At 64.8% G+C, this 26,573-nt stretch carries 25 protein-coding genes; 4 read left to right on the plus strand and 21 right to left on the minus strand.

Going from position 1 to position 26,573, the window contains the following annotated elements; all coding sequences use genetic code 11:
- The first annotated feature begins 30 nt into the window (after window positions 1-30).
- Window positions 31-1,449 carry an FAD-dependent oxidoreductase gene (locus tag AB1N67_RS01675; protein WP_043208574.1) on the plus strand — a complete coding sequence of 473 codons (1,419 nt, stop codon included), beginning with the start codon at window positions 31-33 and terminating at the stop codon, window positions 1,447-1,449.
- 238 nt (window positions 1,450-1,687) lie between these two features.
- A complete protein-coding gene (hemE, locus tag AB1N67_RS01680) occupies window positions 1,688-2,752 on the plus strand; it encodes a uroporphyrinogen decarboxylase (protein WP_043208573.1) in 1,065 nt (354 codons plus the stop codon).
- Window positions 2,753-2,873: 121 nt separating this feature from the next.
- Here the strand turns inward: hemE and AB1N67_RS01685 are convergent, their stop codons facing one another.
- Window positions 2,874-4,118 carry an MFS transporter gene (locus AB1N67_RS01685; protein WP_102081437.1) on the minus strand — a complete coding sequence of 415 codons (1,245 nt, stop codon included), beginning with the start codon at window positions 4,116-4,118 and terminating at the stop codon, window positions 2,874-2,876.
- Window positions 4,119-4,241: 123 nt separating this feature from the next.
- Between AB1N67_RS01685 and AB1N67_RS01690 the strand changes: the two genes are divergently transcribed.
- Window positions 4,242-5,135, plus strand: a complete 894-nt coding sequence (locus tag AB1N67_RS01690; RefSeq protein ID WP_043208570.1) for a LysR family transcriptional regulator — start codon at window positions 4,242-4,244, stop codon at window positions 5,133-5,135.
- A 54-nt stretch (window positions 5,136-5,189) separates the two neighbouring features.
- Here the strand turns inward: AB1N67_RS01690 and AB1N67_RS01695 are convergent, their stop codons facing one another.
- From AB1N67_RS01695 to AB1N67_RS01775, 17 genes are read right to left on the minus strand one after another with little or no spacing between them, the layout of a single operon-like run.
- On the minus strand, window positions 5,190-6,416 hold the full coding sequence (locus AB1N67_RS01695; protein ID WP_043208697.1) for a beta-ketoacyl-ACP synthase: 1,227 nt from the start codon (window positions 6,414-6,416) through the stop codon (window positions 5,190-5,192).
- Complete coding sequence (fabG, locus tag AB1N67_RS01700; RefSeq protein ID WP_102081438.1) at window positions 6,416-7,144, minus strand: 3-oxoacyl-ACP reductase FabG; 729 nt, start codon at window positions 7,142-7,144, stop codon at window positions 6,416-6,418. Before fabG ends, AB1N67_RS01695 begins: the two co-directional genes overlap by 1 nt.
- Window positions 7,137-7,607, minus strand: a complete 471-nt coding sequence (locus AB1N67_RS01705; RefSeq protein ID WP_367863489.1) for a hotdog family protein — start codon at window positions 7,605-7,607, stop codon at window positions 7,137-7,139. Before AB1N67_RS01705 ends, fabG begins: the two co-directional genes overlap by 8 nt.
- Entirely contained in the window at window positions 7,604-8,797 is a 1,194-nt protein-coding gene (locus AB1N67_RS01710) for a beta-ketoacyl-[acyl-carrier-protein] synthase family protein (protein WP_090343337.1), read from the minus strand. The genes AB1N67_RS01705 and AB1N67_RS01710 overlap by 4 nt, the downstream gene beginning before the upstream one ends.
- Window positions 8,794-9,279: a DUF3261 domain-containing protein gene (locus AB1N67_RS01715; protein WP_102081439.1), complete on the minus strand. Its 486-nt coding sequence runs from the start codon at window positions 9,277-9,279 to the stop codon at window positions 8,794-8,796. The genes AB1N67_RS01710 and AB1N67_RS01715 overlap by 4 nt, the downstream gene beginning before the upstream one ends.
- Complete coding sequence (locus tag AB1N67_RS01720; RefSeq protein ID WP_336202487.1) at window positions 9,276-11,597, minus strand: MMPL family transporter; 2,322 nt, start codon at window positions 11,595-11,597, stop codon at window positions 9,276-9,278. The genes AB1N67_RS01715 and AB1N67_RS01720 overlap by 4 nt, the downstream gene beginning before the upstream one ends.
- A complete protein-coding gene (locus tag AB1N67_RS01725) occupies window positions 11,587-12,189 on the minus strand; it encodes an outer membrane lipoprotein carrier protein LolA (RefSeq protein WP_043208558.1) in 603 nt (200 codons plus the stop codon). Before AB1N67_RS01725 ends, AB1N67_RS01720 begins: the two co-directional genes overlap by 11 nt.
- Complete coding sequence (locus AB1N67_RS01730; protein ID WP_043208556.1) at window positions 12,186-12,611, minus strand: thioesterase family protein; 426 nt, start codon at window positions 12,609-12,611, stop codon at window positions 12,186-12,188. The genes AB1N67_RS01725 and AB1N67_RS01730 overlap by 4 nt, the downstream gene beginning before the upstream one ends.
- The gene (gene hutH / locus AB1N67_RS01735; protein WP_182817006.1) at window positions 12,604-14,148 is read right to left on the minus strand and encodes a histidine ammonia-lyase; all 1,545 of its coding nucleotides are present in this window, start codon (window positions 14,146-14,148) and stop codon (window positions 12,604-12,606) included. The genes AB1N67_RS01730 and hutH overlap by 8 nt, the downstream gene beginning before the upstream one ends.
- Window positions 14,129-15,067, minus strand: a complete 939-nt coding sequence (locus AB1N67_RS01740) for a glycosyl transferase (RefSeq protein WP_102081442.1) — start codon at window positions 15,065-15,067, stop codon at window positions 14,129-14,131. The genes hutH and AB1N67_RS01740 overlap by 20 nt, the downstream gene beginning before the upstream one ends.
- Window positions 15,064-15,798, minus strand: coding sequence for a glycosyltransferase family 2 protein (locus AB1N67_RS01745; protein ID WP_090343324.1), 735 nt, complete (start codon window positions 15,796-15,798; stop codon window positions 15,064-15,066). Before AB1N67_RS01745 ends, AB1N67_RS01740 begins: the two co-directional genes overlap by 4 nt.
- Window positions 15,791-17,470, minus strand: coding sequence for an AMP-binding protein (locus tag AB1N67_RS01750; protein ID WP_367863490.1), 1,680 nt, complete (start codon window positions 17,468-17,470; stop codon window positions 15,791-15,793). Before AB1N67_RS01750 ends, AB1N67_RS01745 begins: the two co-directional genes overlap by 8 nt.
- Window positions 17,467-18,012 carry a hypothetical protein gene (locus AB1N67_RS01755; RefSeq protein ID WP_090343318.1) on the minus strand — a complete coding sequence of 182 codons (546 nt, stop codon included), beginning with the start codon at window positions 18,010-18,012 and terminating at the stop codon, window positions 17,467-17,469. The genes AB1N67_RS01750 and AB1N67_RS01755 overlap by 4 nt, the downstream gene beginning before the upstream one ends.
- A complete protein-coding gene (locus AB1N67_RS01760; RefSeq protein ID WP_070091934.1) occupies window positions 18,009-18,263 on the minus strand; it encodes an acyl carrier protein in 255 nt (84 codons plus the stop codon). Before AB1N67_RS01760 ends, AB1N67_RS01755 begins: the two co-directional genes overlap by 4 nt.
- Window positions 18,264-18,272: 9 nt before the next feature.
- The gene (locus AB1N67_RS01765) at window positions 18,273-18,545 is read right to left on the minus strand and encodes a phosphopantetheine-binding protein (protein ID WP_043212500.1); all 273 of its coding nucleotides are present in this window, start codon (window positions 18,543-18,545) and stop codon (window positions 18,273-18,275) included.
- Complete coding sequence (locus AB1N67_RS01770) at window positions 18,514-19,332, minus strand: 1-acyl-sn-glycerol-3-phosphate acyltransferase (protein ID WP_043212502.1); 819 nt, start codon at window positions 19,330-19,332, stop codon at window positions 18,514-18,516. Before AB1N67_RS01770 ends, AB1N67_RS01765 begins: the two co-directional genes overlap by 32 nt.
- Complete coding sequence (locus tag AB1N67_RS01775) at window positions 19,308-20,024, minus strand: beta-ketoacyl synthase chain length factor (RefSeq protein WP_367863491.1); 717 nt, start codon at window positions 20,022-20,024, stop codon at window positions 19,308-19,310. Before AB1N67_RS01775 ends, AB1N67_RS01770 begins: the two co-directional genes overlap by 25 nt.
- Window positions 20,025-20,332: 308 nt before the next feature.
- Between AB1N67_RS01775 and AB1N67_RS01780 the strand changes: the two genes are divergently transcribed.
- Window positions 20,333-21,106 (plus strand): ParA family protein, encoded by a 774-nt coding sequence (locus tag AB1N67_RS01780; RefSeq protein ID WP_043212506.1) that lies wholly within the window; start codon window positions 20,333-20,335, stop codon window positions 21,104-21,106.
- Here the strand turns inward: AB1N67_RS01780 and trxC are convergent.
- From trxC to mscK, 3 genes are all read right to left on the minus strand, one after another.
- Window positions 21,103-21,537, minus strand: coding sequence for a thioredoxin TrxC (trxC, locus tag AB1N67_RS01785; protein ID WP_043212507.1), 435 nt, complete (start codon window positions 21,535-21,537; stop codon window positions 21,103-21,105). The two genes, AB1N67_RS01780 and trxC, sit on opposite strands and share 4 nt — an antisense overlap.
- A gap of 102 nt (window positions 21,538-21,639) precedes the next feature.
- Window positions 21,640-23,100 carry a protein adenylyltransferase SelO gene (selO, locus tag AB1N67_RS01790; protein ID WP_367863492.1) on the minus strand — a complete coding sequence of 487 codons (1,461 nt, stop codon included), beginning with the start codon at window positions 23,098-23,100 and terminating at the stop codon, window positions 21,640-21,642.
- A gap of 160 nt (window positions 23,101-23,260) precedes the next feature.
- On the minus strand, window positions 23,261-26,569 hold the full coding sequence (gene mscK / locus AB1N67_RS01795) for a mechanosensitive channel MscK (protein ID WP_043212512.1): 3,309 nt from the start codon (window positions 26,567-26,569) through the stop codon (window positions 23,261-23,263).
- Between the last annotated feature and the right edge of the window lie 4 nt (window positions 26,570-26,573).

Raw genomic sequence — 26,573 nt, forward strand, 5'->3', positions numbered from 1 at the left:
CTTGCAGCTGCTGTTAAGAGGTTTTGAAAAATGGCTGAACGTCTGAACAACGACTTCCAGTTCATCGAAGTGGGCCGTAAGGACCCTAAGAAAAAACTGCTGCGCCAGCGCAAGAAGGAGTTCGTGGAGATCTACGAACCCTTCAAGCCCCAGCAGTCGGTCGAACAGGCACACCGTTGCCTGGGTTGCGGCAACCCGTATTGCGAGTGGAAGTGCCCGGTGCACAACTTCATCCCCAACTGGCTGAAGCTGGTCTCCGAAGGCAATATCCTGGCGGCGGCGGAGCTGTCGCACCAGACCAACACCCTGCCTGAAGTGTGCGGTCGTGTGTGCCCGCAGGACCGCCTGTGCGAGGGTGCCTGCACCCTCAACGACGGCTTCGGCGCGGTGACCATCGGCTCAGTGGAGAAGTACATCACCGACACTGCCTTCGCCATGGGCTGGCGCCCGGACATGTCCAAGGTCAAACCGACTGGCAAGCGTGTCGCAGTCATCGGTGCAGGCCCGGCGGGCCTGGGCTGCGCCGACGTGCTGGTGCGTGCGGGCGTGACTCCGGTGGTGTTCGACCGCAACCCTGAAATCGGTGGCCTGCTGACCTTCGGTATCCCCGAGTTCAAGCTGGAAAAGACCGTGCTGAGCAATCGCCGCGAAGTCTTCACCGGCATGGGCATCGAGTTCCGCCTGAACACCGAGGTGGGCAAGGACATCACCATGGAACAACTGCTCGCCGAATACGATGCAGTGTTCATGGGCATGGGTACCTACACCTACATGAAGGGCGGTTTCCCAGGCGAGGACCTGCCGGGCGTGCATGACGCGCTGGACTTCCTGATCGCCAACGTCAATCGCAACCTGGGCTTCGAGAAGTCGCCGGAAGACTTTGTCGACATGCAGGGCAAGAAGGTGGTGGTGCTTGGCGGTGGCGACACCGCGATGGACTGCAACCGCACCTCGATCCGCCAAGGTGCCAAATCGGTGACCTGCGCCTATCGCCGCGACGAGGCCAACATGCCGGGTTCGCGCCGCGAGGTGAAGAACGCCAAGGAAGAGGGCGTGAAGTTCCTCTATAACCGTCAGCCCATCGCCATCGTCGGCGAGGACAAAGTCGAAGGCGTGAAGGTGGTCGAGACCCGTCTTGGCGAGCCGGATGCCCGTGGCCGTCGTAGCCCTGAGCCGATTCCAGGCTCCGAGGAAATCTTGCCGGCCGATGCCGTCGTGATCGCGTTCGGCTTCCGTCCGAGCCCGGCGCCGTGGTTCGAGCAGTTCGACATCCAGACCGACAGCCAGGGCCGCGTGGTGGCACCGGAGAAGGCCAAGTTCAAACACCAGACCAGCAACCCGAAAGTGTTCGCCGGTGGCGACATGGTGCGCGGTTCGGATCTGGTGGTGACGGCGATCTTCGAAGGCCGCACTGCAGCTGAAGGCATTCTTGACTATCTCGGCGTCTGATCCGTCAGTGGGGCTGCTTTGCAGCCCTATCTCGGCCAAAGCCGCTCCCACAGGTACAGCAAGGTCTCGATAAGGGTGTGAGATGTGTGGACCTGGGCGACGAAAGGCCGCCCCGGAAGCATTTTTGTATACAAAAATGCTTGATCTACGGCACTCAATAGACAAAACGCATGGCCTTGGCCGTGCCTTTTGTGTCGGCGTCTGAGAAAATGCCCGCACTTTTTTGCTGGATGCCGACATGACTGCCCTGAAGAACGATCGTTTCCTGCGTGCACTGCTCAAGCAACCCGTAGACGTCACCCCGGTCTGGATGATGCGCCAGGCCGGTCGCTACCTCCCGGAGTACCGCGCCAGCCGCGCCAAAGCGGGGGACTTCATGAGCCTGTGCATGAACCCGCAGTTCGCCTGCGAGGTCACCTTGCAGCCGCTGGACCGCTACCCGCTGGACGCGGCGATCCTCTTCTCGGACATCCTCACCATCCCCGATGCCATGGGCCAAGGCCTGTACTTCGAGACCGGCGAAGGCCCTCGCTTCAAGAAGGTCATCAGCACCCCGGCCGACATCGAAGCGCTGCCGATCCCAGATCCGCACAAAGACCTTGGCTACGTGATGGATGCCGTCAGCACCATCCGCCGTGAGCTCAACGGCCGCGTACCGCTGATCGGCTTCTCCGGCAGCCCTTGGACCTTGGCCACCTACATGGTCGAAGGCGGTTCGTCCAAGGACTTCCGCAAGACCAAAGCCATGCTCTACGACAATCCCCAGGCCCTGCATCTGCTGCTGGACAAGCTCGCCCAGTCGGTCACCAGCTATCTCAACGGCCAGATCCAGGCCGGCGCCCAGGCCGTGCAGATCTTCGACACCTGGGGCGGCAACCTGTCGGCGGCGGCCTACCAGGAATTCTCCCTGGCCTACATGCGCAAGATCGTCAGCGGCCTGATCCGCGAGCACGAAGGGCGCAAGGTGCCCGTTATCCTGTTCACCAAAAACGGCGGCCTGTGGCTGGAAAGCATCGCCGAGGCCGGCGCCGACGCCTTGGGCCTGGACTGGACCTGCGAGATCGGCGATGCCCGTCGCCGGGTCGGTGACAAGGTCGCTCTGCAGGGCAACATGGACCCGACTGTGCTGTATGCCAAGCCCGAAGCCATCCGCAAGGAAGTGGCGCGGATCCTGGCAAGCTATGGCCATGGCAGCGGTCATGTGTTCAACCTGGGCCATGGCATTACGCCTGAAGTCGACCCGGAACACGCCGGTGCGTTCATCAACGCCGTGCACGAGCTGTCGGCGCAATACCACGCTTGAGTTCGAGTATGGCCGCCTGCATCTGCTGATGCAGGTGTGCCAGCGGCTGCCTTGCAGTCGTCGCAAGGCCGAACAGCTCCAGGCCAGGGTCGAATTGGCGCTGGAGCCGGTTTGCGCGGTTTCAGGCAGGGGTCTTGGAAGGCAACCGGCTCAAATGCAGGGCCACCAGCAACGCCACGACCAACAGGCTGCCGATGAACAGGCCGATGCCGTTCCAGCCGGCCTGGTGCCAGAACACGCCACCGGCGGTGCCGGCGATGCTCGAACCTGCGTAGTAGCTGAACAGGTACAGCGACGAAGCCTGGCCCTTGGCCTTGAGCGCCCGGCGTCCTATCCAGCTGCTGGCCACCGAGTGGGCGCCGAAAAAGCCGAAGGTGAACACCAGCATGCCCAGGATCACGATCACCAGCGGGCTGGTCAGGGTCATCAGCAGCCCCGCGGCCATCACCACGATACTCGCCCAGAACACCTTGCGCCGACCCAACCTGTCGGCCAGGGCGCCGACCTGCGCGGAGCTGTAGATACCTGAGAGGTACACCACCGAGAGCAGGCCGACCAAGGCTTGGTTCATGTGGTAGGGCTCGGCCAGCAGGCGATAGCCGATGTAGTTGAACAGCGTGACGAATGCACCCATCAGCAGGAAGGCTTCGAGGAACAGCCAAGGCAGCCCGGCGTCCTTGAAGTGCATGACGAAGCCATCCAACAGGCTGCGCGGATTCAGCGGCTGGGAGCGGAAGTTACGCGACTCGGGCAATACCTTCCAGAACACCAGCGCCGCCATCAACGCCAAGCCGCCGATGGCCAGCATTGCCGTGTGCCAGCTGACGAAGTCGATCAGCACGCCCGTGATCAACCGACCGCTCATGCCGCCAATGGCATTGCCGCCGATGTACAGGCCCATGGCCAGACCGATGTGTTGCGGGTGGATCTCTTCGCTCAGGTAGGTCATCGCCACGGCCGCCAGGCCGCTCAGTGACAGGCCGACCAAGGCGCGGGTAGCGAGCACCAGCTCCCAGCTAGGCATCACTGCGCTGGCCAGCGTCGCAAGCGCCGCGCACAGCAGGGCGAAGACCATGACCGGCTTGCGCCCGATGCGGTCCGAGATTGGCCCTGTGACCAGCAAGCCGAAGGCCAGTGTGGCGGTGGAGACCGAGAGCACCAGACTGCTTTGCGCCGCATTGATGGAAAACTCCCGCGACAACAACGGCATCATCGGCTGCACGCAGTAGAGCAAGGCAAAGGTGGCAAAGCCGCCGCTGAACAAGGCCAGTACGGTCTTCATGAAGGCGGGGGTGCCTTTCTCTATCCAGGCGTCGTTCAGGACGGGGTCAGGCTCAAGGGATAGCGGGGCGACGGCGGATTTCACGGCAGGGTACCTCGGGGCGCGGGGCCGGCGTTGCGATGGAAAAAAGCATATAGCTGGCTAATGATTAGATCCAATATATTGTTCGACCTCTTTAATAGGTTCTGCGACTGATTCGGAGGCTTCATGGAACTGCGCCATTTGCGGTATTTCATCGCCGTGGCTGAAGAACTGCATTTTGGACGCGCGGCCCAGCAACTGGGGATTTCCCAGCCACCTTTGAGTCAGCAGATCCAGGCCCTGGAGCAGGAGCTTGGCGCGCGCCTGTTCGAGCGCACCAATCGGCGGGTGGAACTGAGCGAGGCCGGGCGCTTGTTTCTCGAAGAGGCGCGTCAGGTCCTGGCGCAGGTGGAGAAGGCTGCCGATGTCGCCCGGCGGGCGCAGTTGGGCGAGTTGGGCGAAATGAAGATCGGCTTCACCTCATCGGCCCCCTTCACGTCAAAAATCCCCAAAGCATTGCATGCGTTCCGCCAGCGGTTTCCGGCGGTACACCTGAGCCTTCGGGAGATGAGCAGTCGGGATGTGGCCGAGGCGGTGTTCGACGAGTCCATCGAAGTCGGCCTGATGCGGCCGATGCCCTTGCCGGAGGGGTTGGTCGCCACCGAGTTGTTCAGCGAGCCGCTGGTGGCGGTGATCAATGCCTCTCATCCGCTGGCCCAGGGCAATGAGCAGGGGCTGTATATGGAAGCCTTGGCCCATGAGCCCTTCGTGTTCTTTCCGCGTAGCTACGGCAGTGGCCTGCATGCGCAGTTACTGAGCCTGGCGCGCCAGGCTGGGTTCAGCCCGCATTTTGCCCAGGAGGCAGGGGAGGCGATGACCATCATCGGGTTGGTGTCGGCGGGGTTGGGGGTGTCGGTATTGCCGGCGTCGTTCCAGCGCATGCGCATCGACGGGGTGGTCTATCGCACATTGCTGGACGAGGGCGCGATCACGGCGGTATGGCTTGTCCAGCGCCAGCTCGGCGGATCGGCCATGGCCCGTGCCTTTGCCGAGTTGTTGACGCAGCAGGTACTGGATTGAGGATGAATGCGGTCTGCGCGGGTAAACCCGCTCCCCGAGGAATCCGTGCAAGCCTCAGCGCCAGCGCCGGAAGATCAACGAGGTGTTCACGCCGCCGAAGGCAAAGTTGTTGTTCATCACATGCTCATGGCTCATGGCGCGCATGCCCCCGCGCAGGTAATCCAGCTCGGCGCAGCGAGGGTCGATGTCATCGAGGTTCAGGGTGTGCACGTACTGGTCGCGATTCATCATCTCGATGCTGAACCAGGACTCAAGCGCGCCGCAGGCGCCCAAGGTGTGGCCAAGGAAGCTTTTCTGGGAACTGATCGGCATGCGCGGGCCGAACAGCGCGTGGGTGGCCAGGGTCTCGGCGATGTCGCCTTGTTCGGTGGCAGTGCCATGGCCGTTGACGTAGCCAATGGCCTCGACGGGCAGGCCGGCATCTTCGAGCGCCAGTTCCATCGCCCGACGCATGGTCACCTGCTCCGGGCGGGTGATGTGCTGGCCGTCGGCGTTGCTGCCAAACCCTACGATCTCGGCGTGGATATGCGCGCCCCGGGCCAATGCATGCTCCAGCTCTTCCAGTACCAGCATGCCGGCGCCTTCACCCACCACCAGCCCATCGCGTGCGCGGTCATAGGGGCGCGGCGTCAGGGTGGGGGTGTCATTCTTAAGGCTGGTCGCGTACAGGGCATCGAACACCATCGCCTCGCTGGGGCACAGCTCCTCGGCACCGCCGGCCAGCATCAGCGGCAGGCGCCCGAACTTGATTGCTTCATAGGCATAACCGATACCCTGGCTGCCGCTGGTGCAGGCGCTGGATGTCGGGATCAGGCGCCCGGTCAGCCCGAAGAAAATGCTGATGTTGGCGGCTGTGGTGTGCGGCATCATGCGCACGTAGGAGTTGGCATTGAGCCCGTCGGCCTTTGAATTGAGCAACATGTTGCCGAAGGCCTTGATCTCTTCGGTGCTGCCGATCGATGACCCGCAAGCCACGCCCATGCGTCCATCGCGGATGCTCGGGTCGTCCAGCAGCCCGGCATCGGCCAGGGCGCGTTCGGCTGCGGCGACCGCCAGCCTTGACACGCGTCCCATGCTGCGCAGTTGCTTGCGTGTCCAGTGCCCTGGCACTTGGAAGTCATCCACAGGGCCGGCCAGGCGAGTGTTGAGTTCTTCGAAGCGGTCCCACTCGTCCATGCGCCGGATACCACTGCGATTGGCGGCGAATTGCCGGGCAATGCTGTCCCAGTCGCTGCCCAGGGCAGTGATGCCGGCCATGCCGGTGACCACAACGCGACGCATCAGCATAGCCCTCCGTTGACGGCCAGTACCTGGCGGGTGATGTAGGCCGCTTCGTCCGACATCAGGAAATTGACCGCGCCGGCCACTTCCTCCGGGGTCCCCATACGTTGGGCAGGAATCATCTTGAGCAGTTCATCGACCGGTACCTGTTCATCGAGCATGTCGGTGTCGATCAGCCCCGGGGCCACGCAGTTGACCGTGATGCGGCGCTTGCCCAGCTCGATGGCCAGAGCCTTGGCGGCACCGATCACGCCCGCCTTGGAGGCGCTGTAGTTGACCTGGCCGCGGTTGCCGATCAGGCCGGATACTGAAGTGATGCAGACGATGCGACCAGGTGCGCGACGGCGGATCATGGGCATCATGAGCGGGTGCAGGACGTTGTAGAAGCCGTCCAGGTTGGTCCGCATGACCTGGTCCCAGTCGTCTTCACTCAACGCAGGGAATGCGCCATCGCGGGTCAGTCCGGCATTGCACACCACTCCATAGTAGGCCCCGTGAGCTTCGACGTCCTCGCCCAGGATGCGGGCGCAGGCCGCCCGGTCGGCGACGTCGAACTGCAGGATCCGCGCCTGACGCCCCAGCCCACGCACCTGTTCGGCGACCGCCTCGGCCGCGTCGCGGCCGCTGCGGCAATGCAGCACCAGGTCGAAGCCTGCGCGTGCCAGGCGCAGGGCAATGGCGCGGCCGATACCGCGGCTGGAGCCGGTGACCAGGATGGTGTCAGTCATGGGGTTTTTCCTCGGGTGCCGCTTCGGCCAGGTAGCCAGTGGCCTGGGGCGGACGGTAGACGTTCAGGCGCGCGCTGGCATGGATACCCTCACCGCGCAGGTGACATTCGAACACGCCCATGCCGCTCTCGTCTTCAAGCGATCGCAGGGCATGGATGCGCAGCTCGGCGCCGGCCGGGAACTGCGCCACATCGCATTCGAAGCGACGGGTACCCAACAGAAAGCCCATTTCCACCGCACGCCCGGCGCGGCGAGCCTGGTACCCAGCATAGGCGGCCACGCTCTGGGCCATCAGCTCCAGGCCCAGCCAGGCGGGCAGGCTGCCGTCGGCGCGGTTGAACTGACCGCCCGGGCGGACCGTTGCACGGGTATGGATCTGTTCGTCGTCGCAGCTGTCGATGCGGTCGATGAGGATCATATCTGCGGCATGCGGCAGCAGTTCGGCCAGTGGCCAGGTGTTCATGGGGCGTCTCCGAGAATCAGGCTGACATTGTTGCCACCGAAGGCGAACGAGTTGCTCATCAGGCGGCGCGGCCCCTGCGGAGGCAGGCGTTGGCTGCCATCGACCAGGTTCAGGGCCGGCAACCGGGGGTCGCGCTGGCCATCCCAGACATGAGGCGGCAACAGGCCCTCTGGGTTGTGCCGGCTCAGGGCAAGCCAACAGAACGCCGCTTCCAAGGCGCCGGCGGCCCCCAGGGTATGGCCGGTCATGGGCTTGCTGGAGGAGCAGGGCACGCGATCGCCGAACAGACCGTGCACGGCGAGGCTCTCCATGGCGTCGTTGTGGACGGTGGCGGTGCCGTGCAGGTTCAGGTAGTCGATCTGTGCAGGCGTTAGGCCGGCATTGTCCAGTGCTTTGCCCATGGCCTGCAAGGCGCCCTTGCCGGTGGGCTCTGGTGCTGAGATATGAAACGCATCGCAGCTTGCGCCTGCGCCGAGCAGGGCGATGCCTGGCCCGTCGCCTGCGCGTTGGCGGGTCATGAGAAACAGGGCTGCGCCCTCGCCGATGTTGATACCGTCGCGGTTGGCCGAGAAGGGATTGCAGCGCTCGGCGCTGACGGCCTCCAGCGCGCTGAAGCCGTTGAGCGTCAGGCCACACAAGGTATCCACGCCTCCGCACAGCACGGCATCGCACAGACCCAGGTCGAGCAGGCGGCGGGCACTGAGCAACGCTCGGGCACTGGAGGTGCATGCGGTCGACAACACATAGGCCGGGCCTGACAGTTGCAGCCATGCGGCCAGGAATGTGGCCGGTGCGCCGAGGGCTTGTTGAGCGTAGTCGTAGCTATCCGGGAAGCGGCCGGTGCGCACGTACTGCGCGACGCCGTCGCTGCCTTCGGCGATCCCCGAAGTGCTGGTGCCCAGCACCACGCCCACGCGCTGTGGGCCGTGGCGTTCGATGGCGTGGCGAATGGCAGGCTCGATTTGCAGTGCCGCGCTATAGAGCAATTGGTTGTTACGGCTTTGGTGACCGGGCAATGGCAGCTCGGGCAGAGGGCCTGGCACGGCCCCGACGGGCAGACGGCGTCCGGCTACCCAACCCTCTTGCGGCTGCATGCCGCCGCAGTCGCCGGCAAACAGTGCGCGGGCAACCTGGGCTTGGCCGTGGCCGAGGGCGCAGACCAGGCCCAGGGCGTCGAGGAAGGCGGTCATGGCGTGTTCTCGCTGGGCAAGGGGGTGACTAGATAACGCAGGCCCTGGCCGAGGTTCAAGGTGAAATCATCCGGGTCTTGGTAGTCCACCTGCCAACGCGTCTGTAGCGAACGCTGCTGTCCGCGCTGGAGGGCACCGGGATAGAGCTGCCTCAGTTGGGCCTCTGGGGTAAGCGCGAAGAGCACGGCGGCGAACAGTTCGCGGGCAGCCGGGTTGGGGGGCAGCAGACCGTCTGCGTGCCATTGACGGCCGTCGAACAGTTGGCGCGCCTGGGGAATGCCCATCAGATCGAGCAACGACCAGCGCAAGCGGCCCTCCTCTCGCTGGATCACCAGCAGCCAGTCCTGGCGCTGGCCATCCTGTTCGCGTTGTACATGCAACTGACGAGGCAACTGCAACTCCGGCAGCCGCTCAGGCAGGGGGGCTCGACCGGTGCAGGCGCCGAGCAGCAGGCAGGCCAGCAGAATCCACAGATGTTTCATGGTTGCCGAGGCCCTCCATCGTTGGCGCCGGCCCAGGGCGCCAGGAGAAAACTGAACACCAGGCCCAGGCTCACGGCCATGCCGAAATTACTCACTGCCGGGGTGCTGGAAAGCGCCAGCAAACCGAACGACAGCCACGTGGTGAGTGCTGCCAGCAAGGTACCCAGCAGGCTGACGGCACTGCCGCCGACGCGCTCATGCATCAGGATTGCATAGTCCACGCCGATGGCGGTCACCAGCAGCAGGCCAAACAGGCTGAACAGGGTCAGCGGTTGTCCCAGCCAACCAAGACTCGCCAGGCTGCACAACGCCGCGAGCAGCGGCAGGGCGACGATGCGCAGGGCGCTGCGCAGGCCGAACGGCAGCATCAGCACCATCCCTATCAACGCGCACGACAGCAACTTGAGTTCGGCGGCACTGACCTGAGTGGCGGTGAACAGCTGGTTGAGCTCGCCTAGGCGATCGACCAAGTGTACGCCGGGCAGGTCCTGGGCCTGAAGGCGCAACAGCGAGACATCTGCGTGGCCTTGCAGGCTGACGATCGCCGCCACGCCCTGGCCGTCCTGGCCCAGCCACAAGGGGCGCCAGGCTTCGCCCAGCGGTCCCTGCAGGGCCTCGTCGATCGACAGCGGTGCCAATGTCTGCAGTTGAGCGATCTCCGTCTGCAAGGCCTGCTCGGGCACACCAAGGGCCAGCAATGGCTGCCAATGCCCAGGCAACTGCAGCAGGGCGTTGCGCACTTGCTGCTGCGTCGCTGGGCTGGTCACCAACTGGCTAAGGGACAGGTAGCCCTTGAGCTTGCCCAGGTCGACCAACTCATCGAGCTTGCCGCTCAGCGTCTGCAAGCGGTCGAGCAATTGGCTCTGGTTATCGGCACGCACCAGGAAGAACTGGCTGGTCGGCTGGTAGCCAGTGATGCGCGCCACGGCCTGGGCCTGTTCGAGCAGTTGCGGTGGGGCGCTGATCCACTGGCGGATGTCGTTGCGGCTTTGCAACTGCCACAACCCGGCCACACAGAACACCAGCAACAGACCGAGCAGCATGACGCTGGGCACTTTGCGCAGCAGGCGCTCGCGCAGGTCGGTCAGGGCCTGGGCCACGCGCAGCGGCCAGGGGGAAGGACGCAGGTCCATGTGCTGCAACAGCGCAGGCAATAGGCAGACGGCGCACAGGTAGGCACCCAGCAAGCCTGCGGCGGAAAACGCCGCGATCTGGGTCAATGCCGGGAACGGCGTGAAGGCCAGGGCCAGGTAGCCGATGCAACTGGTCGCAAGGCTCAAGGTCATGCCGGGCAAGGTCAGGCGCAGCGCCGTCCAGCTGTGCCAGGGGCGCAAGCTCCAGCCCTTGGACAGGTAGTGCAGCGGGTAGTCCACCGCCACGCCGATCAGGCTGGCCCCGAGCACCAGGGTCATCACGTGCATCTGGCCGAACAGCGCGACGCAGGCCACCGAGCCGAACAGCATGCCGACCGCCACCGGTACGAACGCCAGCAGCGCGCGCCAGCGCCGCAGGGCCAGCAACAGCAGCAGGAAAATGCCCACGGTTGCCCCGCCGCCCACCCAGGTGATCTCCCGGCTGGCCTGGCGTTGACCGGCGGCGGCGTGCAGCAGGCCGCTGGCCGCCAGCAGCTGGGCGCCTGCCTGGTCGGCCTGCCGACGGGCCTGGGCGAGCAACGCCTCTACTTGCAAGGGCAAGTTCAGGTCGAAGGCGTTGCCCACGGTGCCCGCGCGCAGCAGCACCCAATGCTTGCCGTCCGCTTCGGCCACCAGCGCGCCGCTGGCGGTGTCGAGCTGGACATTGGCGGGCCTGGGCTGGCTGGCCTGGATGCGTCCGCTCAGGCCCAGCCAGTCGTCCTGGCTCGAGACCAGGCTCAAGCCCGCAAAGGGGTCGACCAGGCTCTGGACGCGTTGCTCGATGAAGGCGTCGGGCTGTTCGGCCAGTTGCTGCCGGTCAGCGGCCGAGAGCATCGCCAGGCGGCCTCGCAGGAGCTGCGCACGCACCGCCTGCAGGTCGGTGTGCAGGTTCCACTGCACCTTCTCGAACAGGCCGCTGGCCTGCCACCGGGTGGCCAGGCCCTCGGCCAGGGCAAGGGCTTGCTGGCGATCAGGGTGGCCAACCAGCACCAGCATTTCGCGGTTCAGCGGCGCCTGCATGCGTTGTTCGGCGCGTTGCACCAGCGGGTCCTGGGGCGCGCCAGGCACCAGGGTCATCAGGTCGGAGGACAGGGGCGCACCGCGGTGCCACTGCCAGGCCGCGAGCGCGAGCATGGCCAGCAACAGGGCGAGAAACAGGCGCGGCAACAGGCGTTCAATCGGCAAAGTCACGACGCTCCGAGTCGCTCAAGGCGCTGGCACCGCGGCTGTCCTGCATGCGCAGGACCGTGCTGTCGCCCTGGGTTTCGGCCAGCACGATGCGTTCGACGAATCGCCCGCCGGTGATATCGATGCGGGTGAAGATCTGCTTGAGCAACATCGAGCGCGGCGTCAGGCGCAGTTGCCAATGCTCGGCGTCACCGCTCAGGCTCAGCTCGAAGTCCCGTTGCAGGCCGCTGCTGTCGCCTTGCAGGACCGCGAAGAACAAACGGTTCTGCTGTGCTCCGGCGCTCTGGCTGGGCAGCGGTTGCCAGCCACCCGGATCACGACGGGCGATGCCGCTTGCGTCGATGCGGTAGTCCTGACGCAGCGGGGTGCGCAATAGCCAGAGCAAGCCATGGTCGCGTGCCAGGACGAAGCGGCCCTGGCTCGTCAGCGGTTGCGCCAGGGCACGCAGGTGTTTCTCCTGCACGAAGTTGCCGCTGACCACCGCTGGCGCGCTCAACTGCTTTTGCAAGTCGGCCAGGTCGAAGGCCATCGCCATCGGGCTTGAAAGCAGCATCAGCAATACCGCCAGCAAGCGGTGCAAGCGGTTCATGGCAGCACCTTGGCTACGGCATCGAGCATCACCTGGGGCGAGGCCAACTGCATTTCGCCGCTCTCGATGTGCACCGCGACCTGTACGGTGCTGGCGCGGGTCATGCGTTCACCGGTGTCTGCGTCGCTGATCAGGTAGTGGATTTTCAGGCGGCTTTCCCATTCCACCAGACTGGCGCGGACCTTCAGGCGTTGGCCGAAGGTGGCGCCACGGATATAGCGCAACTGCAAGTCGATCACCGGCCACATGTAGCCGCTGGCCTGCATGCGCCGATAGTCTTGCCCGAGGCGTTCGAGCAGCGCGCAGCGGGCGACTTCGAGGTATTTCACGTAATGGCCGTGCCAGACCACGTGCATGCTGTCCACGTCGAAGAAGGGCACGACGATCTCACTGTCGACATGGAACACGCCGGGGTTACGCATGCAGCCTCCAATGGCGTTCGCCGATGCGCGTCAGGCACAGCCGCAGTTCGTGTTCCAGGGCGCGGTCTTCGATGACCGGGGCGAAGTCCGCCAGCAACGCCTGGTGCATCTGCGCAAGGGCAGGCGGCAGCGGGGCGGTAACGGCTTGGCGGCCGCGCAGCCAGACGCCCTGGTTAGCGGCCAGCAAGGTAGCGGCGGCGACCTGTTCGGTCAGTTGCAGAACGCGCAGCGCGTCCCGGGCGGCGATGGTGCCCATGCTGACTTTGTCCTGATTGTGGCATTCGGTGGAGCGCGAGAACACGCTGGCCGGCATCGTTTGCTTGAGCGCCTCGGCGGTCCAGGCGCTGGCGCCGATCTGCACGGCTTTGAAACCATGGTTGAGCATGGCCCGGTCGGCCTGGGCCCCGGAGAGGTTGCTGGGCAGGCCATGGTTGTAGCGGGTGTCCACCAGCAGGGCGAGCTGGCGGTCGAGTAGGTCGGCGACGTTGGCCACCAGGGTCTTGAGGCTGTCCATGGCAAAGGCGATGTGCCCGCCATAGAAATGCCCGCCGTGCAGCACCCGCTCGGCATCGCCATCGATGATGGGGTTGTCGTTGGCACTGTTGAGTTCGGTCTCGATGAAGCTGCGCAGCCAGCCCAGGCTGTCGGCCAGAACGCCCAGCACATGCGGCGCGCAACGCAGCGAATAGCGGTCCTGCAGGCGGTGCAGGGGGGCGGCTGGGGCGTCGAGGGCCAGGTCCTGGCGCAGCCAGGCCGCGACTTGGTTCTGGCCTGGGTGCGGCTTGGCGGCGAACAGGCGTTCGTCGAAGTGCTCGGGGTTGCCTTGCAGGGCGATGACGTTCAGCGCAGTGATGCGCGTTGCCAGATGCAGCAGATAGTCGGCACGGGCATAGGCCAGGCAAGCCAGACCAGTCATCACGGCGGTACCGTTCATCAGCGCCAGGGCTTCCTTGGGGCGTAGCACCAGTGGCTGCCAGCCCAGTTCGCGGTGCACGTCCGCGCTGCTGCGGCGCACGCCCTGGTACATCACGTCACGCTCGCCCGAGAGCGCGGCGGCGACGTAGGAGAGCGGCGTCAGATCGCCGCTGGCGCCCACCGAGCCTTCTTCGGGAATCAGCGGCAGGATGTCGTGGGCGAGAAAATCGCGCAGGCGCTCCAGCAGCTCCAGGCGCACGCCAGACATGCCATGGCTCAGCGAGCGCAGACGCGCCGCCAGCACCGCACGGGTGGCGGGCGCATCGAGCAACTGTCCCAGGCCGCAGCCATGGAAGGTGTACAGGTGGCGCGGCAGGGCCTCGACGTGCTCCAGGGGCACGGCCACCACGCAGGAGTCGCCGTAACCGGTGGTGACGCCGTAGATCACCCCTTCCTTGTGCAGCAGAGTATCGAGAAAACGTGCGCCGCGGGCGATGCGCTCCCGGTACTCGGCGTCGGCCTGCAGCAAGGGGCGGGCGTGGCGTTGGCTGAGGGCAAGGATGTCCTCGATGGCCAACGGCGCTTCGCCGAAGGTCACGGACTCATGCGGATGCGTCGTCATCGTCGCTCCAGAAAGGGTAGAAGTTGAACCATTGGTCCGGCGCCTGCTGGCAATAATGGCCCAGGCGGGCGGCATAGCGACCGGCCCATTGGGCGATCACCTGCTGGCGCTGCTCGCGGCGCCAGTGCAGTTGCTCGGCAAAGGGCTCCAGGGTGATCCGGTAGCGCCCGTCCTGCTTGAGACAAAACAGCAGGTTGACGGGACACTTCAAAAGGCCGGCCAGCAGCCAAGGGCCCTGGGGAAAGGCCGCCGGATAGCCGAGGAAGTCCACCTCGACCGTACGGGCGCCATGCAAGGGGATGCGGTCGCCGGCAATTGCGAGCCATTCGCCGCGCTCCAGGCGCTCGGAGAGCTGCAGCATGATCGCCGGGTCCAGCTCGCTGACCTGGATCAGCCGCAGGTGGCTGGCGCCGGCCTCGCCGAGCAGACGGTTGAAGCGTTCGGCGTGGCGGGTGTGCACCAGCACGTTCATGCGCACCTGCTCTCCCAGTTCGGCAAGGGCTCGGCACACCTCCAGGTTGCCCAGGTGCGCGCCCACCAGCAATTGTCCACGTGCGCCGCGCAGTTGCTGGCGCAGTTCGCTGGTGTCGCGGATCTCGATGTCTTCCAGGCGCAGCCTGCCGTTCCAGGCATCGAGTTTGTCCAATAGGGCTTCTGCAAAGGCCATGAACTGGCGAAACACTCGCCAGTGATTGGGCGGCGGAGTTCGGCCACCACTGCATTGCCACAAACGCTGCTGATATTGCCAGGCACTGCGCCGGGCCTTGCGACCGAACAGGAAGAAGTACAGCACGATGGCATGGATCAAGGGGCTGAGCAGACGACGACCGAGCAGGCGCGCCAGCACGGCGGTGAGTTTCATCAACCAGAAACTGCCGCGTTCACGTTGCGCCGCCCAATGCTGCGATCGGTCGCTCATCGACGCCACCTGCGCCAGAGGATCATCGGCGCACGCAGGAGCATGCCAACACACAATCTGGCGTGCATGCGCGAAATCAGAACGTTGTCATGGAGCAGACGAAAATGCGAGACGCCGTCGGCGGGGTAGTGCACCCGGGTCGGCAGCCAGCGCATCGGTTGCCCACGCCACGACAGGCGCACCAGGATTTCGGTGTCGAAATCCATGCGCCGGCCCAGGCGCACCGAGTCGATCAGCGCCAGGGTCGGCGGCAGGGGATAGACACGAAAGCCGCACATGGAGTCCGGAATGGCCAGGGACAAGGTGTTGATCCAGACCCACACGTGGGTCAGGTAGCGGGCGTAGAGCCGGCCCTTCGGGACACTGGCGTCGTACTGTGGATAACCGCACACCAGCGCCTGGGGCTGGGCACGCGACAGCGCCAGGAAGTCCCCGACCGCTGTCAGGTCGTGCTGGCCATCGGCGTCCACTTGCAGGGCATGGCTGAACCCCAGCCGCGCGGCCTCGCGCAAGCCGGTCATCACCGCGCCGCCCTTGCCCTGGTTCAGGTCCAGGCGAACGAGGAATGTTTGCGGCTGCTGCGCCAACTCGCGCAGCACCTGGGCACAACCAGGGTGACTGGCATCGTCCACAAGAATGCAGGGCAGCCCTGCACGCAACAACTCGGCGACCACCGTGGGCACGGCGCGCTCATGGTTGTACACCGGAATGACCGCACAGGGATTATGCACCGGCGTGCTCCAGGAGGATGCGGCCACTGGAACAGGCCTGCTCGCCGTTGGTGTAGGTGAAATAGAGCTTGCCGCGCTCGGCGTCGAAACGAAGCGTCAGCTCGATCTCGTCTCCGGGGCGGACCAATTGCTGGAACTTCAGCACTTCCATGCCGGCAAACCGATGCCCGCTGGGAATCAGCGGCGCGGCGAGGTCCATGGCCCAGTCGATCTGCACCACACCCGGCAGAATAGGGGTGCTTGGAAAGTGGCCGGTGAAGCAGGCCAGATCCGCTGGTACTGCCAGTTTCACGCGCAACTGATGGGCGTCCTGCAGGGTATCGAGGACCTCCGGCGCATTACTCCTGGGCGCTGCCAGCAGGGCCTGGATCTGCGCCTGGGGCAGCTTGCCCTGGGCATTGAGCGGCAGTTGGCGCACCAGGCGCCAGCGCCGGGGCAGGGCCACGGCTTCGCAGTGCTGGGCCAGGTGCTCGCGTAGCGCCTCGATCAGGGCACGCCGCCCATGGTTGCGCAATTGGTGCAGCCCCAGAGGGGTGAGTACCAGCAAGACGCCGAGGAAGGCACGGCCTTGCTCGACCATGCCCAAACGCGCCTCGCTGACCCAGGCATGGGTGCACAGGGCTTGCTCCAGCCTGGGCAGGGCGATGCGTTTCTCTTCGAGCTTGACGATCCGGTCCAGCCGCCCGAGCAGGCGTACGCGTCCGTCGGCCTCGATGTGCGCTGCATCGGCGGTGTGTTCCACGTGCCCCTCGGGCAGGTAGGGCGAGCTCACGCACAGGGCACCCTCGGCCGACAGGCTCAAGACCACGCCTGCGAAGGGCGACCAGCGCTGCTCCCCTTGGCGCCAGGCGATGCCGCCTGTCTCGGAGCTGCCGAGGATTTCCACCGGCCATTGCCCCAGGCGCTGCTGCAAGCGCTGCGCGGCATCGCCGGGCAGTTCGCCGCCCGATGAGAACACGCAGCGCACCTTGGCCAGGGCCGTCCAGTCCAGATTGTCGCCCATGCGCTTGAGCAGGGCGGGGCTGGCGACCCAGGCAAAGGCTGGCTGGGCCAGGCTGGCGCGTTGCAGGTCTTCAGGGAACGGCACCTGACGCCGCAGGAAGCCGCGCCCGGCGCACAGCGGCCAGAGCACGCGGAACAGCAGCCCATAGATGTGCTGCGAGGCGACACTGCCGATGATCCAGGCGTCGCCCAACGCGGTGCCCCATTGCTGCTCTAGGGCGCGTACCTCGTTGGCCAGCTGGCGCAGGGTCTTGCCGATGAGCTTGGGTTCGCCGCTCGAGCCCGAAGTGCACAGGCCGATGCGGCATTGGTCCGGATCGAGGTCGACCGGCGCCAGCGGGGAAGTATGCAGCGACGCCAGGTCGAGGTCGCCAGGCTGATCAGTGAGCCACAGGTCGACCTGGTCGTTCCAGCGCAGCCGGGTCTGGGGCTGCAGGTCGGCGGGCAGCAGGACCTGGACGCCTGCGCGCCAGGCACCCAATAGCGCGATGGCCAGGTCGGCGGCGTCTTCCAGATGCACCGCCAGACGGCGCACGCCCCGCTGCTGCAGGGCCGCGGCCAGGCCCAGGGCGGCATTTCGCAGCCCTTCGTGGTCCAGGGGCGGCTCCAGGGTCACTGGGCGCGCGGTCGTCAGTGGGCGCAACAGGTGCTCGGGATCGATCCAGTTCATGAACGTCCTCGCACATGGTGTCGTGTCAGCCATTCGGCAGCGAACAGCACGCCCATCGCCAGGTACGCGATCAGGCCGTTGTACAGCGTCCACCAGGTCAGTGGCGCCCATAGTGTGAGCCCGGCGGCGATCACGCCATTGATCACGAAAAACAGACTCCAAACCTGCGTCACGCGCCGCGTATAGGCGACGGCCGCAGGCGGCAGGTCAGGCTCGCGCAGGCGTGCCATGCGCTCGACGACGGGCGGGCCGTACTTCAGGCTCGAGGCGAACAGGGCCAACATGAACGCATTGACCAGTACCGGGTACCAGCGCAGCAACTGCGCGCTGTCACTCAAGGCCAGCACAGCGCAGAACGCCAGGGCCACGGCGGTCATCCCCAGGTCGCCTGGCCTGCGCGCCGTGCCCACGGCGCGGGCCAGCCAAAGGGCAGCTAGCAGCAAGGCGAACTGCCAGGGTGCGAACCGGGCCAGGCCGAAGTACACGGCGAAGGGATAAAGCACCCCGGCGATGACCAGAGCGAGGCCGAACAGGCGTTTCATGCTGCGGTGTTGACCAGGCGGAAGACCGCTTCGACCACGTCATTGACGGTGCGCACCGACTTGAAGTCCTCGGCGGTGATCTTCTTGCCGGTCTGGCGCTTGATGTGATCGATCAGGTCGATGGCATCGATGCTATCGATTTCCAGATCCTGGTACAGGTGGGACTCCAGGCTGATGCTGGCCGGGTCGAGCTCGAACAGCTCGACAAGGGCGTTGCGCAGGAGGTTGAAGATGTCTTCGCGGTTTTGCATGGTGCGGTCTCAGGCGGCCTGACGGGCAGTGACGAATGCTGCCAGGGTGGCGATATTGGTGAAATGGGAGCGGGTGTCCTTGGCGTCGGCGTCGATCTTGATCCCGAAACGTTTCTGCAAGGCCAGGCCGAGCTCCAGGGCGTCCACCGAGTCCAGGCCCAGGCCCTCGCCGAACAGGGGTTGTTGGTCATCGATGTCCTGGACGTCGATGTCTTCCAGCCCCAGGGCGTCGATGATCAATTGCTTGATATCACGGTGCAGGTCTTGCTGTGGATCGCTCATCTTCGGCGAGCTCCTTGATGAAATACTGATGCAGGTAATCGTTGAGGCGTCGAGAGGCCACCGGTGCCGGGCCCAGCGCAGCGAACGAGGCGGGGTCGATATCGGCACCGACATGTAGACGAAAATGCACGCGTCGGCGCGGAATGCGGTACCAGGGCTCATGTTTGGTCAGGGTGCTGGGGCTGACGCTGATGGTCACGGGTGTAATGATTTTCGCACCGCGCAAGGCGATCGCGGCGGCACCGCGATGAAAGGCCGGGGCCTGGCCGGGCGGTGTGCGGGTGCCCTCGGGGAAGATGATCAGCGGCTGTCCCTGGCGCAGGGTGTCGGCGGCGGTTTCGAGCATCTGCACGCTGCCATCGTTGCCGATGTAGCGTGCCTCGCGCACCGGGCCGCGGGTGAAGGGGTTGTCGAACAGGCTCTGCTTGACCACGCAATTGGCGTTGCGGGCCAGGCCGATTAGAAACACCACGTCGATCAGCGATGGATGATTGGCGATGATGAGCTGCCCCGGACGGCCCAGACCCTCGGCTCCGACGACCTCGTAGGTGAGCACGCCGCTGACCCGCATGAAACGTATGAACCGCCAGAACAGCCAGCCGATGGTTCGGCGGGCGCGTTGCTGGTGGCGTTCGACGCCACCGGGCAGGCAGGCGAGCAGCGGAAACACCAACACGCGCAGGCACAGGCTGCCGACACCGAACAGGGCAAAGCTCAGTGCGGTCGCCACCAGGCGCCAGGGGTAGGCATCCCGTGGCTTGTTCACGCGAGCCGTTGCCAGTTCCATGAGCGTTGCTTTCCTGGGTGGGTGAGCCTGGACTGGTCGGTCAGCAGGGCGCGCAGCCAGCTCAAGGCGTGGGGCAAGTTGCCAGGGACGGCTTCGCTGCCTGGGGTCAGGTCCAACTGCCATTGCTTGCCAGGGGTCAATAGCAGCCCTAGGGCATAGGAGAGCGGTACGTCGCTGATCCAGGGCGCATAAGCCGCTGGCGGCAGTTCTTCGGCAACGATCAGCAATACGGCCGGCGCGCCTTCATGGAGCAGGCCGGCCGCCTCGACGAGGCCATGTTCGAATCCGTCGTCGGCCGCGGCCAGGGCGGTCATTTCGCAGCTCTGCCCACGCAGGATCGACCACAGGCCGATCACCGCATTGTGCACCGAGAGGCTGAACTGGGTGGGCGAGAGCGGCTCGCCCTGGGCGAGGTCGTTGAGGATGGAGAAGGTGCGCGGGGTTTCACCATGGCGCGAGACGTACACCAGCGGCAGCGATTCGTACCCCTCGGCTAGCGGCCAGCCGACAGCGAACGCCATGCGTGCCAACGGGCTCAGGCGCCGGCGCTGCAGGGCCGGAAGGAAGGACACGTCCGGCACCTGGCTGTCGCCTGGCGACACGGACTCACCGTCGGCCCAGGCACGCCAGTCGGCGGGCGTGTGCAGACCGGGGGCCCAGGCGCGCCATTGGCTGATGTTGAAAGTGATCACGATGTGCTTGTTTCCCGCCCTGCGGGCGACCTTTGGCGTCGGAGTGGCTCGGAGCGGCCTGAGGGATTCACACTCGCCGAGTGGCGCGCATTATCCCGGTGCAGGGGACCGCTAGCAAATACGCCTTGGACAATGACCAATGAACAACGCTCTGGCTAGTCGACCCGCTCCGATCGATTACCCGCGGTTTCCGATGAACGGTTACGAAGGTTATCGGCACCGGGGTAGGAAAGGTTGAGCGGGCGGTACTGGTCATTGTCGCTCGCCGGACACATACTCGGGCATTCGTTGATACACGGAGGTCTTCCATGCGGCGCGTGGTGTTCAATCAGAAAGGTGGCGTGGGCAAGTCGAGCATCGCCTGCAACCTGGCGGCGGTCAGTGCCAGTGAAGGCTATCGGACCCTGTTGATCGACCTGGATGCCCAGGCCAACTCCACCCAGTACCTCACCGGGCTGACCGGCGAGGACATTCCCATGGGCATCGCCGACTTCTTCAAGCAAACCCTCTCCAGCGGGCCCTTTGCCAAGAAGAACAAGGTCGATATCTACGAAACGCCGTTCGACAACCTCCACGTGGTCACTGCGACCCCGGAACTGGCCGACCTGCAGCCCAAGCTCGAGGCCAAGCACAAGATCAACAAGCTGCGCAAACTGCTCGATGAGCTGGACGATGACTACGAGCGAATCTACATCGATACGCCACCTGCGCTCAATTTCTACGCGGTTTCTGCGTTGATCGCCGCCGATCGGGTGCTAATCCCATTCGACTGCGACAGCTTCTCACGCCAGGCGCTGTATGGCCTGCTCGCGGAAATCGACGAACTCAAGGACGACCACAACGAAGACCTGCTGGTCGAAGGCATCGTCGTCAATCAATTCCAGTCACGCGCCAGCCTGCCGCAGCAGATGCTCGACGAGTTGCTGGCCGAGGGCTTGCCGGTCCTGCCGGTGTATCTGGCCAGTTCGGTGAAGATGCGTGAATCCCACCATGCGAGCTTGCCGTTGATACACCTGGAGCCTCGACACAAGCTGACCCAGCAGTTCGTCGAGCTGCACGCGCTGCTCGAAGAGAACGCCTAGACCCCCTGGCTGCGCAACCACTCCAGCAAAGACTGGAGTGGAAACGCGCCTGCCTGGCGGGCGACCTCACGACCATTCTTGAACAGGATCAGGCTGGGGATCGAGCGGATGCCCAACTGACCGGCGAGGTTGCGGTTGGCCTCGCTGTCCAGCTTGGCCAGGCGACAGCGCCCGGCAAGCTGGCGGGCGGCTTGTTCGAAGACCGGGGCGAACGATTTGCACGGCCCGCACCAGTCTGCCCAGACGTCCAGCAGCAGGGGCAAATCGCCTTTGATCTGGCTGGCGTAGCTGCGTTCATCGAGGTCGAACGGCGTGGCCAGCAGTACCTCTTGCTTGCAGCGTCCACACTTGGGGTGGTCCCCCAGGCGTTCGGCGGGCAGGCGGTTGAGGCCGTTGCAATGGGGGCAGGGAATCAGCAGAGGTTCGGACATTTCATCTCCTGTTCGGTTTATCGCAGGCTGTCGCAGCGCCCACGGGGCCTGATCTGAAGCAGCCACATCTTGTGGACACTGGCGACAGCCCTGGCAGGGCATTCACGAGGAACAGCTGATTTCCAGGTGCTTGCCCCACTCGGGCGGACGTTCGGCATAGGCCTGCATTGCAGGTTGTTCTTCGAATGGATTGCTCAGCACCTGATGCAACCGGCGTACTTCGCTGTAATCCCCCGCTTCGGCCGCTTCAATGGCTTTTTGTGCCAGGTAATTGCGCAGGATGTACAGCGGGTTGACCGCATGCATGCGCTCGCGCCGGCCTTCGGCGTTGGCGGGTTCACGCTGGCAGCGGGCCAGGTAATCCTCGCCCCAGGCGTCGAACCCGGCCAGGTCGATGAAGTCATCGCGCACCACCTTGAGGGCATCGGCCACGGGCTGGTCGCCAAGCCTGCGGAAGAACAGGGTGTAGTCCACGCCGCCGCTCTGCATGCGTTGCAGCAGGCGCTCCACCAAGGCCATGTCACCGTCCTCGGCTGTGGTGAAGCCCAGGCGCCGACGCATCAGATCCAGGTAGTGAGCCTGGTACAGCGGCAGGAACAGGCCCAGCGCGTCCTTGAGCGGCTCCACCTCGATCACCGTGGTCAGGGCCTGGGCCAGGGCGCTCAGGTTCCAGTGGGCGATGGGCACCTGGTTGGCGTAGCTGTAGCGACCGCGGTCGTCGGAATGGTTGCAGATGAAATTGGCGTCGAAGTCGTCGAGGAAGGCGTAGGGGCCGAAGTCGAAGGTGATGCCCAGGATCGACATGTTGTCGGTGTTCATCACGCCATGGCAGAAGCCGTAGGCCTGCCACCGGGCGATCAGCTCGGCGTTGCGTTCGACGATGGTGCGGAACATGGCCAGGTAGGGCTGTTCTGCCTCCCGGCACTCGGGGTAATGCTGCTCCAGGACATGGTCGATGAGTTGGCGCTGCTGCTCTGGCTGGCGGGTGTAGTAGAAGTACTCGAAGTGACCGAAGCGCACATGGCTTTGCGCCAGGCGCAGGAGCATCGCGGCGCTTTCGCGGGTCTCTCGCCACACCGGGGTGCTCGAGCCGATCACGCACAATGCGCGGCTGCTGGGAATGCCCAAGGCGTGGAGGGCCTCGGAGGCCAGGAACTCGCGGATCGAGGAGCGCAGTACGGCACGGCCATCGCCCATGCGCGAATAGGGGGTCTGGCCGGCGCCCTTGAGGTGCAGGTCCCAGTGCTCGCCGGCGTCATTGAGCACTTCGCCCAGCAGCAGGCCACGGCCGTCGCCCAGGCGTGGGTTGTAGGAACCGAACTGGTGCCCGGAATAGACCATCGCCCGCGGCTCTGCCTCTTCCCAAAGCTTGTGGCCGCTGAACAGCTCGGCGAACACCGGCAGTTCGGCCTGGGCCGGGTCGAGGTCGAGCAGGGCCATGGCCGATTCGCTGGCCACCACCAGGCGTGGCTCGGCAATCGGGTCGGGCAGGACCTCGGTGGAAAAGGCATCGCCCAGGCGGGCGAAGCGGTTGTCGAAGGTCAGTTGGTCGAGGGCTTTCACAGGCCGGCTCCTGGGATCGGGGGTCAGGGGCCGCTTTGCGGCCCTTCGCGGGTAATCCCGCTCCCACAGGTCCAGCGCTGTGCCTGTAGGAGCGGTTTACCCGCGAACGAGGGCGTAGCCCTCGCAAGGGTTGTGCACAGAATAAAGTATTCGAGTGCACTCAGGCCGGTGCAGTGCCATCCGGTTTCGGGTTCTCCACCGGAATCAATTGCTGTTTGCCGCCTTGCATGTCCATCAGGAACACCTCGACCTGGCGCACCGAGATCTTGATGTTGTGCGCCTTGAACTCACGGTTGATGTAACGGTTGATCTCGTCCAGCGTCGGGTTGCGGTCGCCCAGGTCGCGGACGTGCATGCGCAGTTCGTGGTCCAGCGAGCTTTCGCCGAAGTTGAGGAAGTACACGATCGGCTCAGGATCCTTGAGCACCCGTGGGTTTTCGTGGGCGCCCTTGAGCAGCAGTTCGCGCACCAGATCCAAATCCGAGCCGTAGTCGATGCCCAGCTTGAGCGTGACGCGGGTGACGGTGTCGGTCAGGGACCAGTTGATCAGCTGGCCTGTGATGAAGGTCTTGTTGGGGACGATGATGTCCTTGCGGTCGAAGTCGGTGATGGTGGTCGCACGGATGCGGATCTTGCTCACCGTGCCGGATAGATTGCCGATGGTGATGGTGTCGCCGATGCGCACGGGGCGCTCGAACAGAATCATGATGCCGGAGATGAAGTTGGCGAAGATCTCCTGCATGCCGAAGCCCAGGCCCACCGACAGGGCCGCCACCAGCCATTGCAGCTTGTCCCAGCTCACCCCGAGGGTCGACAGGGTGCTCACGATGCCCACACCCACGATGGTGTAAGAGAGCAGCGTGGTGGTGGCGTAGGCGCTGCCTTGGGCCAGGTTCAGGCGCGACAGCACCAGCACCTCCAGCAGGCCCGGCAAGTTGCCGGCCAGGGCGAAGGTGATACCGACGATCACCAACGCACCGAGCAGGTCGCCCAGGCTGATCGGCACCATGCTGGCCGCCGCGCCAGTGCCGCTGGTGTATTCGTACAAGGTGAAGTTGTTGAGATAGGCGAAGACCGAGATCAGGTCCGACCAGACCCAGTACAGGCCGGCGATGAAGCCGCCAAGCAGGGCCAGGCGGATCAGGCGCAGCGACTGCTGGTTGACCTGTTCGATATCCAAGGTTGGTTCTTCGACGATCACCTCGCCGTCCAGCCCTTCCTTGGCAGCCTGGCGTTTGCTCAGGGCGCGCTGGTAGGCCAGGCGCCGGGCCGCAACCGAGAGCCCGCGTACGAACGCGGCCTCGATCACCAGCCAGAACAACAGCAGGTAAAGGGTATAGATGAGTCGGTCGGTGAGCTTGAGCGCGGTGTAGTAGTAGCCGAAGCACACGGCCACGAATAGGGCGATGGGTAGCGCGGTGAAGGCCACCCCAACCGCTTTGCGGAACAGCGAGGTGTCTCGGTGCGCGGGGCTGCTCAGCAGCAGGCGGCTGAGCAACCAGGCCATCAGGGCATAGCAGGTGAGCACCACACCGATGCCCAGCACATCATCGGCCAGGGCCGACGGCTGATGCTCGGCCACCGCCACCACACCTACCAGGGCCAGCACCACGGTGCCCAGTCGGCGCACCCAGCCGCGCAGGAACTCGACCTGCGGCTTGTGCCAGCGGAAGTGGATCTCGGCAACGCCGCCCGGCGCGAGGATGCGGTAGGCGGTGTAGAACACCAGCCAGGCCTGGGCGATCTGCCACAGGGCGGCGCCCAGGTTAGCGTTCTGGCCGCGAGCGTCGATCTGCAGGGCGTAGCTGCCCAGGGCCAGGGCCAGGGCGACCGGCATGGCCAGGAGGATATTGATCAGGATCGCCTGGGGCGTATGCCACTGGCTATCGCGACGGAAGTGGCCGATGTCCTGGTGAACCTTGCCCAGGCGCTGATAGAGGTACTTGCGCCGCCATAGCAGTGCGCCGATCACCAGCAGCAGCGGCAGGAACAACAGCGGGCGCTGCGCCAGGCCGTCGGTCAGCTCCTTGAGGCCCGAGCCCCATGGCAGGTTGGCGACCTGGTCGGCAAACCGCTCGGGCACATGGCTCAGCCACTCCCAGTCCAGCGGCTTGTTGCTGGGAATCCAGAACATCTGCTCTTCCAGGGTGGTGCGCAGACTCTGGGCGGTGCTGAGCAATTGCTTCTGGTTCAGCTGCAGGGTGATGGACTCATTGAGCAGCGCCGACAGCTCGCGGTTCAGGCGCTCGAGCAGGTCGCTGCGGGTGATCACCACCTCCAGCAAGGCCTTGCGCAGCTGTGGTGTGGCCTCTTCCTCGGGCTGGGCGGCCAGCAGCTTGTCGACGTAGATCGAGGGGCTGCTCATCTGCTCGCGCTGCTGATTGATCTCGAACTGATAGAGGCGAATGTCGGCGATCTGGTCGGCCAGGTTGCGATCGACTTTCAGGTGCGGCAGGGATTGCTTTTGCTTGTAGAGGATCTTCGATAGCAGCAGGCTGCCCTTGAGCACGTCGATCTGTTCGTCCAGAGCCTGGTCGGCCTGGGTCAGGCTGTCGAGTTGCTGTTTGGTGCGCAGGTTCTGCTGGGTGACCTCGTTGAGCCGGTCGGTGCTCTTGAGCAGGTAGTCCGAAAGCTTGACGTTGGCGGTGCTCTCGGTGGCCAGCAAGGTGCTGCTGCCGGCCTTCTGGGCTTCGAGCGACTGTTGGGTGACGGTCTGCTGGGACTGGGCCAGACGCTTGTCGTTGATCAGCGTCTGCAGCTCCTGGATTTCTTGCTCTAGGCGCGCGGCGCGCTCGATCAACAGGTCGTGGCGGGCATTGCCCAGATCCTGCAGTTGGCTGTTGCTGGTCATTTCCTGGCGGCGCAGAGCCATGCGTGCATTGAGCGCGGCCAGCTCGGCGTTGAGCTGGTTGCGTTGGTCTGCGGAAATCGGTTTGCCGCCGTCCTTGCCCGATTTTAGGCTGCTGTTGATCTGCTGGATGCGGGTCTGGCTGCTGCTGATTTCGGCCTGAGCCCGTTCAGGGCGGGTCTGGGAGTTGATGATCAGGCTGTTGGCTTCGGAGAGCGCTTTTTGCAGTTCGCCTTGCTCAGTGCTGCGCTCGCTGAGCATCTGCTCCAGCTGAGGTACGGCCAGGTTGGCATAGCGCTCAGCCACCGGCACGCTCTTGGTTTGCTTGAGCTTGGTCAGCTCGCGTTGACCGTCACGGATCTCGTTGGGCGCGCTGGCCAGCTGCTGTTTGAGCTCGGCGAGTTTCTTTTCGCTGTCTTCCTTGCTGGCGAGCAGGACCAGGGTCTGCTCGAGCACTTGCTGCAGGGCCTTCTGCTCGGCTTCCGGAAGTTTGCGCTCGGCGATCTTGTCGAGGCTGTGCTGGACGCTGGCGGTGGTCGGGACCTCGGCCGCCATGACGGCGAACGAGAGGGACAGGCACAGCCCGAGCAGGGCTGCGCGGAGGGACACACGCAGGGACATAGGC

The organism is Pseudomonas guariconensis, from assembly GCF_040822035.1.
In the GTDB taxonomy this organism is placed as follows: Bacteria; Pseudomonadota; Gammaproteobacteria; order Pseudomonadales; family Pseudomonadaceae; genus Aquipseudomonas; species Aquipseudomonas guariconensis.